Here is a 15,093-nt window from a genome sequence, read left to right as displayed (position 1 = left end):
AAAAAGGCTGATAGAACATCAACCTTTCAAGTGTCTAATTTTTAAACTAAATTATTCAGAAACTTCAATGATTTCATAATCATGAGTGATTTCAACACCACCATCTGACAACATCTTACTTGCCGAACAATATTTCTCTGCCGACAGCTCAACTGCCTTGGCTACTTGCTTGTCTTTAACCGCACGACCGCTTACAACAAAGTGTAAATGAATCTTAGTAAACACCGCAGGTACACTATCAGCACGCTGTGCTTGTAGCTGACATACTACATTGGTCACATCTTGGCGTGATTTCTTTAAGATGGTCACAATATCAAACGATGCACAACCACCAAGCCCCATTAATATTAATTCCATCGGACGTGGACCACGGTTTTGTCCACCATAGGCTTCAGCACCATCCATAATGATACGATGACCACTTTCTGATTGGGCTTCAAATGCGACGTTATCCATCCACTGCACTGTTGTTTGCATTGCAACTACCTAAAAAAAGCTATAAATTTACCCGGTAACTGTACACTAACATAAATTGAGTTGATACGGAATTTCATCTCTTGACGTGTGAGCAGCAGATTTAGGCCATAACGCCTATCGTTTATCCACATTCGGAATTGTTAGCATGACTGCAAATTTTTCACAATTGAGTACTGATGCCCTATCACCAGGTCAACTCCCAGACTCGGTTAAAGCGCTTCTCAAACGTGCCTATATCAACCGCTATCCAAAACGTACCACCATTGTGGATGCAGGCACAGAATCAAAATCTTTGTATTTAATTTTAAAAGGTTCTGTCTCAATTATTTTGCGTGAAGATGATGAACGCGAAATTGTAGTGGCTTATTTAAATCCAGGTGATTTTTTTGGGGAAATGGGGTTATTTGAATCAAATCCACAACGTACTGCCGAAGTTCGTACCCGTGATGTGTGCGAAATTGCTGAAATCACCTACGAAAATTTCCATGATTTAAGCAAAATTTATCCTGATTTAAGCTATGCTGTTTTTGCACAGTTGGTACGTCGTTTAAAAAATACCACACGTAAAGTAACTGACCTTGCCTTTATTGATGTGTCAGGTCGTATTGCACGTTGTTTAATTGATTTGTCTTCACAACCTGAAGCGATGATTTTACCAAACGGTCGTCAGATTCGTATTACTCGTCAAGAAATTGGTCGTATTGTCGGTTGTTCACGCGAGATGGTGGGACGTGTGCTTAAAACCCTTGAAGAACAAGGCATGATTGAAACAGAAGGTAAAGCGATCTTAATCTTTGATATCGTACCTGATGAAAACAAAATCACTGAAGATGATTTTGACGACGAAGAATAAATCTTTAAAGCATAAAAAAAGGCAAATGTTTTCACATTTGCCTTTTTTTATGCTGTTTTATCTACACAGTTGCTTTTACAGATTTGTTATTTTCATTGAGCTGTCAATTTGCGTATGCTCAATGCTTATAATAAAGCTTAAATAGGATAACCATGCAATTTAAAGCGCTTGGAAACAGCGGTGTGCTTGTGCCTGAAATTTGTTTAGGCACCATGACATTTGGTGAACAAAATAATCAGCAACAAGCCTTCGATCAGCTCGATTACGCTTTGGAGCGTGGTGTGTATTTTTGGGACACCGCTGAGATGTACCCTGTGCCACCACAAGCGAGTACGCAAGGTGCCACCGAACAGATCATTGGTCATTACTTCAAACAGCGTGGTGGGCGCGACAAGGTGTTTTTGGCATCAAAAATAAGCGGTCCAGGTTTTGGTGGCAGTCATATTCGAGATGGACACACCCGTTTTAACCGTACAGATCTTCGTGCTGCTATTAATGGCAATTTACAACGCTTGCAAACCGATTATATCGATTTATATCAGTTACATTGGCCAGAGCGTTCCAGCAACTTTTTTGGACCTCTAGGTTATAGCAACCAAAATGCAGCAGATGCTTTACAGCTCACGCCACTTGAAGAAACTTTAGCTGCACTCAGTGATGAAGTCAAAGCGGGGCGCATTCGCTATATTGGTCTATCCAATGAAACGCCTTGGGGCACTATGAAGTTTCTGCAGTTGGCTGAAAAATTGGGTTTAGAAAAAGTGGTGAGCGTGCAAAACCCTTATAACTTACTCAACCGCAGTTATGAAATTGGCATGGCTGAAATTGCCCATTATGAGGGCGTTGGTTTATTGGCCTATTCACCACTCGCCTTTGGTTATTTAACTGGAAAATACCGTCATGGCGCACGTCCTGAAACTGCTCGAATCACACGTTTTAGCCGTTTTACTCGCTACAGCAATCCACAAAGCGAATGGGCAACCGAACAATATGCGCAACTTGCACAGCAACATGATTTAAGCTTAACCCAATTGGCGCTTGGCTTTATCAAGCAACAATTCTTTGTCACCTCAACCATTATTGGTGCAACCAATTTAACTCAACTGAAAGAAAATATTGATGCATTTGAGGTCAATTTGTCTGATGAAATTTTAACAGCAATTCAAGCTATTCATGTTCAGCAGCCCAACCCTGCACCTTAAAGATAAAACAAAGCGCTGCTTTGTTTTATCCATATATTAATAGTGCATGTGATACAAAAGACTTGTCTTATGCTGACAAAAAAGGCTGCATGATGCAGCCTTTTTTTATTTTTTCTTGCTTTGATTATATAAAGCTTGCGCTTGGCTTAAATTTTTACGCATGGCTTCAGTACGCGCACTATTTGATGGATGGGTAGATAAAAATGCTAAGCCTTGTTTACCACCGTCATAAGCGCTCATTTTTTCCCATAAGCTAATTGCAGCTTGTGGGTTGTAGCCTGCACGTGCCATGAGCAATAAGCCACCTTGATCAGCACGACTTTCTAAATTACGCGAATACGGCAAGCCAATACCAATTTGCGAACCGAGTTGGGCAGCAGCTGTACCAGCTTCACCCACACCTGCATAACCAAGTCCTACATTCAGCGCCAAATTGGTTAAAGCTTGAGCGCCAATTTTTTGCTTCGCATGCTCCTCGAGTGCATGCACCATTTCATGCCCCATAATCGCTGCAATTTCAGCATCGGTTAATTTAAGTTTATTGACAATACCGGTATAAAACACCACTTTGCCGCCCGGTGCTACATAGGCATTGACTTGGTCATTTTTTAGCACCGCCAATTGCCAATTAAACTTAGTACCGGTTTGATTCATTTGATCGGCATAAGGACGTAGATTGTTAAATACAGTGTTAATGCGACGGTATGTGCTTGATGAGGTATCTAATGTTCCCTTAGCACGCGCTTCTTGAAGGGTTTTATTAAATCCTTCAGTGGCTGTCATATTCAATGTTGTTGTGTCAGCACCTGCCATATCAGCAACCGTAGCACAACCCGATAACGTGATTGCACCCACGGCAAACGCACTTAAAATGATCTTATTCACAAACTATCTCCACATTCATTTTTTGATGTAATAACATGAATTATAAAGAATCCTTAATCATATACCTATATCGGTTTTTAATGCATTCATACGATTTATGTAAATTGATAAATCAACCAATACACTAAACATAAAACATTCAGCACCAAATAAAAGTGGGTCAATGGTTCAATCTTTTCATTTAAAACATCATCTTTGCGTTTTAAATACAAATAACCATTTTGCAGCAAAATCACTGGCACCAACACACATGCAATCATGACACTCAAACCAATAAAAATCTGATAAAACATTGCAGGATCATGCGGTTGTGACTGAATGATCAGCATCGCAATGGTCGGTGCTCCACCCATGGCAAATAAAAGTGAATAAAACATGGTATTGGCAATATGACGCTGCATGTGTTGTGATTATCCTAATTTTATATTTTTCTCGATTGTAACAAGCTGTCAGCTTTGGTCTGTGCAACTTTAGTCTTGACATAAAAAAACCCATCCGAAGATGGGTTTTTCATTAATTATGCTTAAGCATCAAATGGATGACGAAGGATAATGGTTTCGTCACGGTCAGGACCAGTCGATACGATGTCGATTGGACATTCGATTAACTGCTCAAGACGTTTAATATAGTCAATTGCAGCTTGTGGCAATTGCTCTAAAGATTTAGCACCAAAAGTAGATTCGGTCCAACCTGGCATAGTTTCGTAGATTGGTTTGAGTGTTTCAAATGCAAGCGCATCAGAAGAACCTACACAACCAGAATCTGCAGCTTCATAACCTACACAGATTTTGATTTCTTCTAAACCGTCAAGAACATCAAGCTTGGTCAAGCAAATACCAGACAATGAGTTGACTTCTACCGAACGGCGTAGAATTTCAGCATCGAACCAACCACAACGACGTTGACGACCAGTAGAGGCACCAATTTCGTTGCCTACAACACCTAAGTGTTTACCAATGGCATCACCCACATCATTTGCAGCGTCGTAAACCAACTCAGTTGGGAATGGACCTGCACCCACACGTGTGGTGTATGCTTTTGTAATACCAAGTACATAGTCTAAGTGCAGTGGACCTAAACCTGAACCTGAGCTTACGCCACCAGCCGTGGTGTTTGAAGAAGTTACATACGGATATGTACCATGGTCAACGTCAAGAAGTGAACCTTGCGCGCCTTCAAACATGATGTTGTCACCGTTTTTACGGTATTTATGAAGTTCACCAGTCACGTCAATCACCAGCGGTGCAACCACTTCACGCCATTGGTCACATAGTGCAAGTACGTCGTCTAATTGAACTGCTTCTACGCCGTAGAATTGAGTCAATTGGAAGTTATGGTACTCAAGAAGCTCAGTTAACTGTGCTTTAAGATGTTCGCCACCACGTACAAGGTCAGCTACACGAATTGCACGACGTGCAACTTTATCTTCGTAAGCTGGACCAATACCACGACCTGTTGTACCAATTTTCGCGTTGCCACGCTTAATTTCACGCGCTTGGTCAAGTGCAATGTGGTTTGGCAAAATCAATGGACAGTTTGGAGAAATACGTAAACGCTCTTTTACTGGAACGCCTTCTTTTTCAAGAATATCCATCTCTTTGATCAGCGCTTCAGGAGAAAGAACTACACCATTGCCAATTAAGCACAATACGTTTTCACGTAAAATACCAGATGGAATGAGGTGTAATACAGTTTTCTTACCACCAACTACCAGTGTATGGCCTGCGTTGTGTCCACCTTGATAGCGAACAACCGCAGCCGCTTGATCTGTGAGCAGGTCAACGATTTTACCTTTACCTTCGTCGCCCCATTGGGTACCAAGTACCACAACATTCTTGCCCATAATAGCCTCATTGCATCATGCTTAAAATAAAAAACGATTGCCAATCTCTTGGCAATCACTGATTTAGATTGGTTGAACTTGCCACTGTCCGTCTACAAGCACCATTTGATGAGTGGCTGCAGGAACAGATTCAATCGCATCATCACCTAAGAGTTGAATGACGCTCAAACCCTGATTACGGCTGTCTTCAATTGCCGCAAGTAATGCTGGATCACTGCCATTTGGTGCAACCACAACGTTAATTTGTTGGTATTGACCCGCGCTTAAAGCATATAAGTCACATGAGAAACCTGTTGCTGGACGCGCACGGCCAAAGTGTTCTCCAATACCATCATAACGCCCGCCTTGTGCCAAAGGTGCAGCACGATTTGGTGCATACACAGCATACATCAAGCCGGTGTGATAGTGATAAGAACGTAATTCGACCACATCAATGCCAATATGTAGCTCAGGCCAACGGGCTTGAATCGCCGCTTTGGTTGAACTTAAGGCATCAAATGCTTGTTTAAATGCAGGGTCTTTGACAATCTCAGCACTTAAATGTGCTTGCAATTGTTGTAGATCACTTGCATAACGACCTAGGGCATAAAAGTCCTGACCGAAGTTTAAATCTTGGGTAAATTCAGCCAATTCCGGTAATGCTTTACGCTGATACAAATCAGATAAATGACGTTCGGTGGCTTTATTTAAACCGGCATGCTTGACAAGACTACGGAATAAACCGACATGACCTAAATCAAGATGAATCCCGTGTGCAAAGTCTGCTTGTTTGAGCAAACCTAGCATGACATCAATCATTTCAACGTCAGCATCAATGCTGTCTGAACCGAATAATTCCGCACCAAGTTGCAGCGGTGCACGTGTGGTATTAAACCCTTGAGGTTTCGTATGTAAGACCGTTCCTGCATAGCAATAACGTGCCACACCATGTACAGGATGTACATGTGCATCGATACGTGCCACTTGTGGTGTCATATCGGCACGCACACCAAGTAAACGACCCGACAATTGATCGATCACTTTAAAAGTGGCTAAGTCTAAATCTTGATTCGATTCTGAAAGAGAAGAGAGAGATTCGATGTATTCAATGAAAGGTGTGTACACCAACTGATAACCACGCGATGCGAGGAAATCTAATGCGTCACGGCGCAAAGTTTCGATTACTTGCGCCTGTTCGGGTAATACATCAGCTACACCATCAGGTAATAACCATGTCTCTGAAATGGGCATGTTGTAAACCTAAATTCTTGTCAGCGCGGAACAAAATCCGCATAAAAAAATCGGGAGCACACCCGATTTCTCTTAGTCTAGCACGATAGTTTAGTGCTTGCACACGTCTTTTTTGCCAAAACTTAAAAATCATAAATAATCTTAGCAATGAGCGAATCTAGAGCTTTTTATCTCAAAGCGTCTAAACAAAAAAGATCTGCTGAACTTGCACTTTGCAATGTTTTAACGCCGCTTTTTCTTAAGGCGCTTTTTGCTGTGCTTTGACCAATTGAGTCATCAGCTCAACCAATTGCGCATGTTGCTGCTCAAGCTGTTGTAAGCGCGTGGCTTGCTGTGTCTGTATGTGCTGTTGTTGCTGCATCTTTTGCGTCATGTCTTGAATAAGGCTCAAGGTTTGACTTAAATGCTGCTCTAAATGCGCGGTTTTTTGAGTGGCATGTTCAAGCGCTGTTTCAGTGGTCTGCACGCGTTGCTGCATTTTTTGATATAAAAATATGCATAACGCCAATGCAGTGAAACTCAGGATCATCGCCAATAGCAGCATAGTTTAGTCCTCAAACGATTGGCAAAGATCTAACAAACGGTTGGCATAGCCCCATTCATTGTCATACCATGCAAAAACTTTGGCTTGCTGCCCGACCACCATGGTTTGATTTAAATCTACAATCAATGAATAAGGCGAATGGTTAAAGTCAGATGATACCAAAGGTTCATCGGTGACTTGCATAATACAAGCGTAGTCCCCTTGTGCGGCTTGGCTTAAGACTTGATTTAAACGCGTCACATCAATTGTAGTTTGTGCAATAAAATTGAGATCAATCGCGGCTACGTTAATGGTCGGCACACGAATTGAATAGCCATCGATCCGCCCATCCATTTTAGGTAAAACCCGTTTGAGTGCACCTAAAGCACTTGATGTGGTCGGAATGATATTTTGACCCGAAGCACGTGCACGACGTAAATCACGATGCGCATGATCCAACACCGATTGATCGGCGGTAACAGCATGAATTTCGGTCATTAATGCACTTTCAATCCCAAAGGCATCATCGATAATTTTCACCAATGGCACTAAGGCTTGGGTGGTACACGACACACTAGAGATAATTTGATCAGATGCTTTGACTTCATGATGATTGACACCATAGACAATGGCAGCATCAACTGTATCAAACGGGGCTGCGCCAATAATCACGCGTTTAGCACCTGCGCTGATATGTTCTGTGGCAGCAGCTCTTGAGCGAAATAATCCACTGCATTCAAGCACCACATCTACATTCAATGGTTGCCATGGTAAGTTACATGGTTGTTTACATTGCAACACCTGAACACGCAACGATTTATTGGCTGCACAAATTTTTAAAAAGGTGGCGTTGTGTTGTTGTTCAAGCTCTACTACACCATTAAAACGTCCATGGGTGGTGTCGTATTTAAATAAATGGACTAAGGTCTCTACATCTGCAATGTCATTAATGGCCACTAAATCAAAATTAAATTGTGTAGGATGCTCAAACCATGCACGTAATACATTACGGCCAATTCGTCCAAACCCATTAATGGCTACCCGTTGCATGCGCGTTCCTTTTTCATTTTACTAGCGGGCTTATGTTAATGGATTTAACCAAAACAAGAGAGAAAAATTTGCACACTAAACGCGCTTAATGCCCAAAATACCAACAAAATAGAATTAAATTCTAATATATTGAAATTAAATTTGACTAAATTGCAAAAAAATTAAAAATATGCCCCTTTTTTGTTTACTTTATGCGTTAAAACAAGTAAAAAATGAACACGTTACCGAGTCCCAACGCTTGAGGGTCATGCGTTTGGTATCAGTACCTCAAAGATTACCGTTTGACCACAACACCTTGCACTTAAAATATTGTACTTGGCAATTGTCAGCCAATCGGGCTAAAAGCATTGGTGGATAGCACTTTTTTGGGTATAATTTGTCGTTTTTTAATATTTAAGCCCCGTGTAACAGTTCGGCTTTTTTTGCCGTATTAAACTGTTATGCTTTTGCCAAATCAGAAATTATGGAGTGACTTGGTTGTGAGTACTCGTTTTATGACATCAGCTGAAATTCGTGAAGCATATTTGCGCTTTTTTGAGACAAAAGGCCATACACGTGTCGCGTCGAGTTCTCTGGTACCCGCCAATGACCCAACGTTATTGTTTACCAACGCTGGTATGAACCAGTTTAAAGACTGCTTCTTGGGTCTTGAAAAGCGCGATTATGTACGTGCAACATCTTCACAAAAATGTGTACGTGCCGGTGGTAAGCACAATGACTTAGACAATGTCGGTTATACAGCCCGTCACCACACTTTCTTTGAAATGCTAGGTAACTTCTCGTTTGGTGATTACTTCAAACGCGATGCCATTCAATATGCATGGGAATTTTTAACCTCAGATGAATGGTTAGCCTTACCTAAAGACAAATTATACGCCACTGTTTATCACACCGATGATGAAGCGTTTGACATTTGGAACAAAGAGATTGGTCTAGATGCGTCACGCATTATCCGTATTGGTGATAACAAAGGCGGTCAATACGCATCAGATAACTTCTGGGCAATGGGTGATACTGGCCCTTGTGGTCCTTGTTCTGAAATTTTCTTTGACCACGGCGATCACATTTGGGGTGGCTTACCGGGCACACCTGAAGAAGATGGCGACCGTTTCATTGAAATTTGGAACAACGTCTTCATGCAGTTTAACCGCACCGCTGATGGCGTACTTCATGCTCTTCCTGCACCATCTGTTGATACAGGTATGGGCTTAGAGCGTATTTCTGCAGTTTTACAACACGTCAACTCAAACTACGAAATTGACTTGTTCCAACACTTACTCAAATCGGCAGCTCAAATCATTGGTCTCGACACCACTGAACTTGAAGCCAAAGCGCAAGAAACAGGTAAGCCTGTTGAATACCCTGCCTCTTTAAAAGTGGTTGCCGATCATGCACGTTCATGCTCATTCTTAATTGCCGATGGTGTGAATCCTTCAAACGAAGGTCGTGGTTATGTATTGCGTCGTATTATCCGTCGTGCGGTGCGTCATGGTAACAAGTTAGGCGCAACGGGTTCATTCTTCCACAAAATGTTGCAGCCTTTAATTGAAGTGATGGGTGAAGCTTATCCAGAACTGGCAGCCAACCAAGCACGCATTGAAGCGCAACTGTTAAAAGAAGAAGAGCAATTTGCAAAAACTCTAGAGCAAGGTTTGAAATTGCTTGAAGGTGAACTTGCCAACTTAAAAGGTTCAGTGATTCCGGGTGAAGTAGTATTTAAACTTTACGACACCTATGGTTTCCCAACTGACTTAACTGCTGACATTGCGCGTGAACGTGATTTAACCCTTGACGAAGCGGGCTTTGAAACTGAAATGGCAGCACAGCGTCAACGTGCGCGTGATGCAGGTAAGTTTGCCATTGACTACAACAGTGTGGTGAACGTTGAAGGCGAAACGCAGTTTGATGGTTACGATGCAACTCAAGGCCAAGGTCAAATTATCGCCATCTATAAAGATGGTGAGCAAGTCGATGAAGTGCTTGAAGGCGACGAAGCGCTTATCGTGTTAAACCAAACACCGTTCTATGCAGAAAGTGGTGGTCAAATTGGTGATACAGGTATCTTTAAAAACGATACAGGTATTTTTGAAGTGCAAGACACCAAAAAATCTGGTGGCGCGTTCGTTCACCAAGGAATTGTGACCATGGGTAACTTAAAAGTTACTCAAAATGTGGAAGCTGTGGTTAAAGCAGATATTCGTGCTGCAACTGCGCGTAATCACTCTGCAACGCACCTTTTACATGCTGCGCTGCGTCAAATCTTAGGTTCACATGTTCAACAAAAAGGTTCATTGGTTGCCTCTGACGTGTTACGTTTTGACTTTGCCAACGACCAACCTGTGACCTTTGAACAATTGCAAGAAATTGAACGTCTTGTAAATGCTGAAGTGGTTGCCAATACAGAAGTCACTACTGAACTGCTTGACATTGAATCTGCCAAAGCCAAAGGCGCAATGATGTTGTTTGGTGAGAAATATGGCGACGAAGTACGCGTACTTGCGATGGGTTCAGTGATTGAAGAGAAAAACTTCTCAATCGAACTTTGTGGCGGTATTCATGTTAAGCGTACAGGCGACATTGGCTTGTTTAAAATCACCTCAGAAGGTGGTGTTGCTGCAGGTGTGCGTCGTATTGAAGCGGTGACTGGCAGTAAAGCTGTTGCAGCTGCACAAAAAGCCGATCGTGACATTCATGCCATTAATGAGCTGTTAAAAGCGCAAAAAGACCAAACTTTAGAAAAAGTAGAAGCTTTAAGTGCCACAGCATCAAGCTTGCAAAAACACATTGAACAGCTCAATCAAAAATTAGCCAGCTTACAAGCGGCTGAATTATTAAGCCAAGTTCAAGAGATTGCAGGTCGTCAAACCTTAATCACCACAGTTGAAGGTATGGATGCCAAATCACTTCGTACCCTACATGACGGTGTGAAATCAAAATTAGACAATGCAGTGATTGTGCTTGCAGCAGTAGAAGGTGACAAAGTCAGCTTACTTGCTTCTGTCGCAAAAGACTTTACCGCGTCTATTAAAGCAGGTGACATTATCAAACATCTTGCAACTGAGCTTGGTGGTAAAGGTGGTGGTAAACCTGATTTAGCACAAGGTGGCGCGCCCTTCAACGAAAAATTTGCTCCAGTGATGGCTGATTTAGCAGCTTGGCTTGCAGCAAAATAAGCTTTTTTATACGGCCAAAATAACAGGGTATGAGGGTTCTACCCTGTTCATTGTATAAAAGGCAAACACTTGTGAAGTTTAGTTTGATTTTTTGATGAAGCTAAACCTGACATGATAATAATGATGGAGTCCTGCAAGACTCAATGTAGTCTTGCAGACACTAAGTATCTTTAATATATCTCGCCTAACAAGATATATTGAATAAGCAACGTGGTATATGAGGCTGCTATATCGGCAGCGTCAAATATGTGTAAGTGTTTTAAGTCTAGTGACTTATTTACTTGGTAAGGATAGTTATGGCATTAATCGTACAAAAATATGGCGGTACTTCAATGGGTACTCCTGAGCGCATTTTAAATGTTGCTCGTCGTATAAAGCGCTGGCATGACCACGGCCACAAGGTGGTGGTGGTAGTATCGGCAATGAGTGGCGAAACCAATCGTCTACTTGCTTTAGCGAAAGCCATTACTGAGACCCCTGACCCACGCGAATTAGACCAAATGGTGTCTACGGGTGAACAGGTCACGATTTCCATGTTATCAATGGCATTGAACTCAATTGGTGTTGCGGCGAAGTCTTTAACAGGTCGTCAAGTCGGGATTAGAACCGACAGCGCATTTACCAAAGCACGTATTGAATCAATTGATACCGACGTTATGACTGAGCATTTAGATGCAGGTCGTGTGATTGTAGTGGCAGGTTTCCAAGGCTTTGATGCTCAGGGTAACACCACAACTTTAGGTCGCGGCGGTTCAGATACTTCAGGTGTGGCATTGGCGGCAGCATTAAAAGCAGATGAATGCCAAATCTATACCGACGTAGACGGTGTATATACCACTGACCCACGCGTTGCACCAAAAGCGAAAAAAGTAGATCGTATTTCATTTGAAGAAATGCTTGAAATGGCATCATTAGGTTCAAAAGTACTACAAATTCGTTCGGTTGAGTTTGCAGGTAAATACCAAGTGCCACTACGTGTACTTTCAAGCTTTGACAATGACAACGATGGCGCCTTTGACGAAGACTTTAAACAAAACGTCGGAACACTTATCACTACTGAATTGGAAGACAACATGGAACAACCAATTATCTCGGGTATCGCATTTAACCGTGACGAAGCAAAATTAACAATTTTAGGCGTGCCTGATGAGCCGGGTATTGCATCTAAAATTTTAAAGCCAATTGGTGATGCGAACATCGAAGTCGACATGATCATCCAAAACGTAGAAGAAGATGGTACGACTGATTTTACCTTTACGGTCAACCGCAGCGAGTTGGCTAAAGCTAAAAAAATCTTAGAAGAAACAGCGCAAAACATTGGCGCGCGTGAAGTGTCTACACGCGATGATATCGTAAAAGTATCGATCGTGGGTGTGGGTATGCGTTCACACGCGGGTGTGGCAAGCAAAATGTTTACCTCACTTGCCGATGAGAGCATTAACATTTTAATGATTTCAACTTCAGAGATCAAAATTTCTGTGATTATTGAAGAAAATTATCTTGAACTTGCAGTACGTGCCCTACATACCGCATTTGGTTTAGACCGCGAATCAGGCGAATCTAGCGTACGTGCTTAATGCGATCATCAGCTTTGAAAAATAAGTTGATTTTAGCTGTAGTTGCCAAATGCTACAAAAAAACAGAGCCACTATATTTTCTTTTATAGTGGCTCTGTTATATTAGCAAATAAGGATTTTTGTAAATCTATATAAAATAGATATTGCGTTATATAGCATATAATGCGATACATCTTTTTAGATGAATACTTTTCATTCTCAAGGTTGTGTTTTACGTTTTAAAAATCGCAGTTTATAGCATTTGGCAAGGAGATAAGCATGCTGATTCTGACCCGACGTGTCGGAGAAACTTTAATGATTGGGGACCAAGTCAGCGTGACTGTGCTTGGTGTTAAAGGTAACCAAGTTCGTATTGGTGTAAACGCCCCAAAAGAAGTGTCGGTGCATCGTGAAGAAATTTACCAACGCATTCAACATGAGCGTGCCATGCATGAGCATTTACAGCACCTTGACCAAGATTATCAACCTACTTTTGAAGAAGGTGATTTCTCACAGAATAACTACAATCGTTAAGATCGATGTTTTTCTCCTAAAGCGGCATTTATGCCGCTTTAAACGTTTTTGCGACATCGCTTTATTGTGATTGCTGCTCGGTCAAAGCTTTACGCACTGGTGCAAAACTACGACGGTGTTCAAGAATTACGCCATGCTCTGTAATAGCGGCAAAATGTGCTTTGGTCGGATAGCCTTTATGCTTGGCAAAACCAAATTGCGGATACTGTGCATCAAGCTCAAGCATTTGGCGATCACGGGTCACTTTGGCTAAAATACTCGCCGCTGAAATCTCAGCATGTAAAGCATCCCCCCCAATCACAGCCTCGCAAGACATGCTTAAACCTTGCACTAGCTTGTTGCCATCAATCAAAACATGTTCCGGTTGAATGCTTAAGCCCTCTACAGCACGGCGCATGGCAAGTAAAGAGGCTTGTAAGATATTAAGCTCATCAATCTCTGCTGCACTACTTTGGGCAATTGACCATGCTAAAGCTTTGTCTTGAATCTCAATAAATAATTGCTCACGTTTTTTTTCGGTGAGTTTTTTAGAGTCATTTAAACCAGTAATCGGATTTTTTGGATCTAAAATGACTGCTGCTGCCACCACCGAACCAACTAAAGGCCCTCGCCCTGCTTCATCTGTACCTGCAATTAACATATTGTTCTCACTTTTGTTCATAAAAAAACGACCCTAAGACACAGCTTAAGATCGCTTTTGGGGTGTATTTAAGGACTTAGTTTTTTAAAGTTTCAACCACACACGCATTTAAGGTATTCGTCACTATTTTAGTGGCTAAATTGGCTTGTGAGGTTTTATCCATCGCAGCAATAACTAAATCTGTTGCAGTCACTGAAGTAGTGGCTTTTTCGCCCACACAGCCGCAAACTTCAGTTTGTAGCTCTTGCTTTTGGGTTTGTGTTAACAGTTGCGAGGCAGTTTTCCAATAGCTGTTGTTTTCAACTTCGGTAACGCATTTAGCCTGTACGCCTACCTTTACCGCTGCCATTGCCAATTGCTGTGCACCGACTGTAGGTGAAGTTTGACCTGTAGCAGTTGTGCCATCGGTTGTTGCGCAGGCAGTTAAAGCAAGAACAAAAGGTGCTACCACAGCAAGTAATTTTTTCACGATCATTTTCCCAAATGGTTATACAACATGTATGGCGCTATTGTGCCCAAATGTTGTTATATAAGACATGCATACCCCATTTAGATGGGTAAAATAACAGCAACTAGCGTTTCAATGACATGAATAGAGCGTTGCATGCACAGTATGTGCTGAAACAAAAATACATCTTATACTGATCTTTATTTAGACGAGTTTAAAACAACATGGATCAAAAATATTACACCCGTACAGCACAGTACTTACATTGGATTATGGCTATTATTTTTATTGCAGCATGGCTGATTGGTTTTTATAGTGGGAATTTTTTGTCTTATGAGGTCGATGGTGACTTCAAAGGCAATGTCATCACTTTACATAAAAATATTGCTACCGTAATTATTTTCTTATTGGTGGTACGCCTTTTTTGGCGCTATACCCATCCCGTACCGCAACTTCCCGACACCATGAGCCCTTTTATGAAAAAAATGGCGCATTTGGGTCATTTGGCTTTATATTTTATGTTGATTGCATTGCCGGTAACCGGCTGTTTATTTAGTTGGAGCGCAGGACATCCTGCACCAGTTTTATATCTATTTGAGTTGTGAACCGTACCGGGTTTGTCGGAGACTTTTTATTTAAGTTAGGCCACCTGACCTAACGGGTTAATCTTATCATAGTA

The 15,093-nt window shown here is 41.7% G+C and carries 14 protein-coding genes and 1 pseudogene; 6 read left to right on the top strand and 9 right to left on the bottom strand.

Going from position 1 to position 15,093, the window contains the following annotated elements; all coding sequences use genetic code 11:
* Positions 1-51 precede the first annotated feature (51 nt).
* Entirely contained in the window at positions 52-477 is a 426-nt protein-coding gene (locus Q0017_RS00075) for an OsmC family protein (RefSeq protein WP_298141234.1), read from the bottom strand.
* Positions 478-622: 145 nt separating this feature from the next.
* Here Q0017_RS00075 and crp point away from each other — a divergent pair, with 145 nt between their 5' ends.
* A complete protein-coding gene (gene crp, locus Q0017_RS00070; protein ID WP_298141231.1) occupies positions 623-1,330 on the top strand; it encodes a cAMP-activated global transcriptional regulator CRP in 708 nt (235 codons plus the stop codon).
* A 152-nt stretch (positions 1,331-1,482) separates the two neighbouring features.
* A complete protein-coding gene (locus tag Q0017_RS00065; protein ID WP_298141228.1) occupies positions 1,483-2,532 on the top strand; it encodes an NADP(H)-dependent aldo-keto reductase in 1,050 nt (349 codons plus the stop codon).
* A 105-nt stretch (positions 2,533-2,637) separates the two neighbouring features.
* Here Q0017_RS00065 and Q0017_RS00060 read toward each other — a convergent pair whose 3' ends face one another.
* The 6 genes from Q0017_RS00060 to Q0017_RS00035 form a co-directional block, all read right to left on the bottom strand.
* Entirely contained in the window at positions 2,638-3,417 is a 780-nt protein-coding gene (locus tag Q0017_RS00060; RefSeq protein WP_298141225.1) for a M48 family metallopeptidase, read from the bottom strand.
* A 95-nt stretch (positions 3,418-3,512) separates the two neighbouring features.
* Positions 3,513-3,818 carry a hypothetical protein gene (locus tag Q0017_RS00055; protein WP_298141221.1) on the bottom strand — a complete coding sequence of 102 codons (306 nt, stop codon included), beginning with the start codon at positions 3,816-3,818 and terminating at the stop codon, positions 3,513-3,515.
* Positions 3,819-3,940: 122 nt separating this feature from the next.
* Positions 3,941-5,260: an adenylosuccinate synthase gene (locus Q0017_RS00050; RefSeq protein ID WP_298141218.1), complete on the bottom strand. Its 1,320-nt coding sequence runs from the start codon at positions 5,258-5,260 to the stop codon at positions 3,941-3,943.
* 63 nt (positions 5,261-5,323) lie between these two features.
* Complete coding sequence (locus tag Q0017_RS00045) at positions 5,324-6,490, bottom strand: ATP phosphoribosyltransferase regulatory subunit (protein ID WP_298141215.1); 1,167 nt, start codon at positions 6,488-6,490, stop codon at positions 5,324-5,326.
* Positions 6,491-6,728: 238 nt separating this feature from the next.
* On the bottom strand, positions 6,729-7,034 hold the full coding sequence (locus tag Q0017_RS00040; RefSeq protein WP_298141212.1) for a hypothetical protein: 306 nt from the start codon (positions 7,032-7,034) through the stop codon (positions 6,729-6,731).
* Positions 7,035-7,037: 3 nt separating this feature from the next.
* The gene (locus tag Q0017_RS00035) at positions 7,038-8,063 is read right to left on the bottom strand and encodes a type I glyceraldehyde-3-phosphate dehydrogenase (protein WP_298141208.1); all 1,026 of its coding nucleotides are present in this window, start codon (positions 8,061-8,063) and stop codon (positions 7,038-7,040) included.
* Positions 8,064-8,542: 479 nt separating this feature from the next.
* On the opposite strand from Q0017_RS00035, the gene alaS reads away from it, so the two are divergent.
* The 3 genes from alaS (at position 8,543) to csrA (ending at position 13,326) form a co-directional block, all read left to right on the top strand.
* Entirely contained in the window at positions 8,543-11,236 is a 2,694-nt protein-coding gene (alaS, locus tag Q0017_RS00030; protein WP_298141205.1) for an alanine--tRNA ligase, read from the top strand.
* A 296-nt stretch (positions 11,237-11,532) separates the two neighbouring features.
* Positions 11,533-12,813 carry an aspartate kinase gene (locus Q0017_RS00025; protein ID WP_298141202.1) on the top strand — a complete coding sequence of 427 codons (1,281 nt, stop codon included), beginning with the start codon at positions 11,533-11,535 and terminating at the stop codon, positions 12,811-12,813.
* Between the two features lie 258 nt (positions 12,814-13,071).
* Positions 13,072-13,326 (top strand): carbon storage regulator CsrA, encoded by a 255-nt coding sequence (gene csrA, locus Q0017_RS00020; protein ID WP_297424220.1) that lies wholly within the window; start codon positions 13,072-13,074, stop codon positions 13,324-13,326.
* Positions 13,327-13,387: 61 nt separating this feature from the next.
* On the opposite strand, the gene rnhB is transcribed toward csrA, so the two are convergent.
* Positions 13,388-13,966 carry a ribonuclease HII gene (gene rnhB, locus Q0017_RS00015; protein WP_298141671.1) on the bottom strand — a complete coding sequence of 193 codons (579 nt, stop codon included), beginning with the start codon at positions 13,964-13,966 and terminating at the stop codon, positions 13,388-13,390.
* Between the two features lie 76 nt (positions 13,967-14,042).
* Entirely contained in the window at positions 14,043-14,435 is a 393-nt protein-coding gene (locus Q0017_RS00010; RefSeq protein ID WP_298141198.1) for a hypothetical protein, read from the bottom strand.
* A gap of 203 nt (positions 14,436-14,638) precedes the next feature.
* On the opposite strand from Q0017_RS00010, the pseudogene Q0017_RS00005 reads away from it, so the two are divergent.
* Positions 14,639-15,013 (top strand): annotated as a pseudogene (locus Q0017_RS00005) (cytochrome b); the annotation flags it as partial.
* Between the last annotated feature and the right edge of the window lie 80 nt (positions 15,014-15,093).

The organism is uncultured Acinetobacter sp. (genome assembly GCF_947624825.1).
Lineage (GTDB): Bacteria > Pseudomonadota > Gammaproteobacteria > Pseudomonadales > Moraxellaceae > Acinetobacter.
Note: the sequence above shows the minus strand (reverse complement) of the source record. Positions and strands in the feature narration are given on the sequence as shown.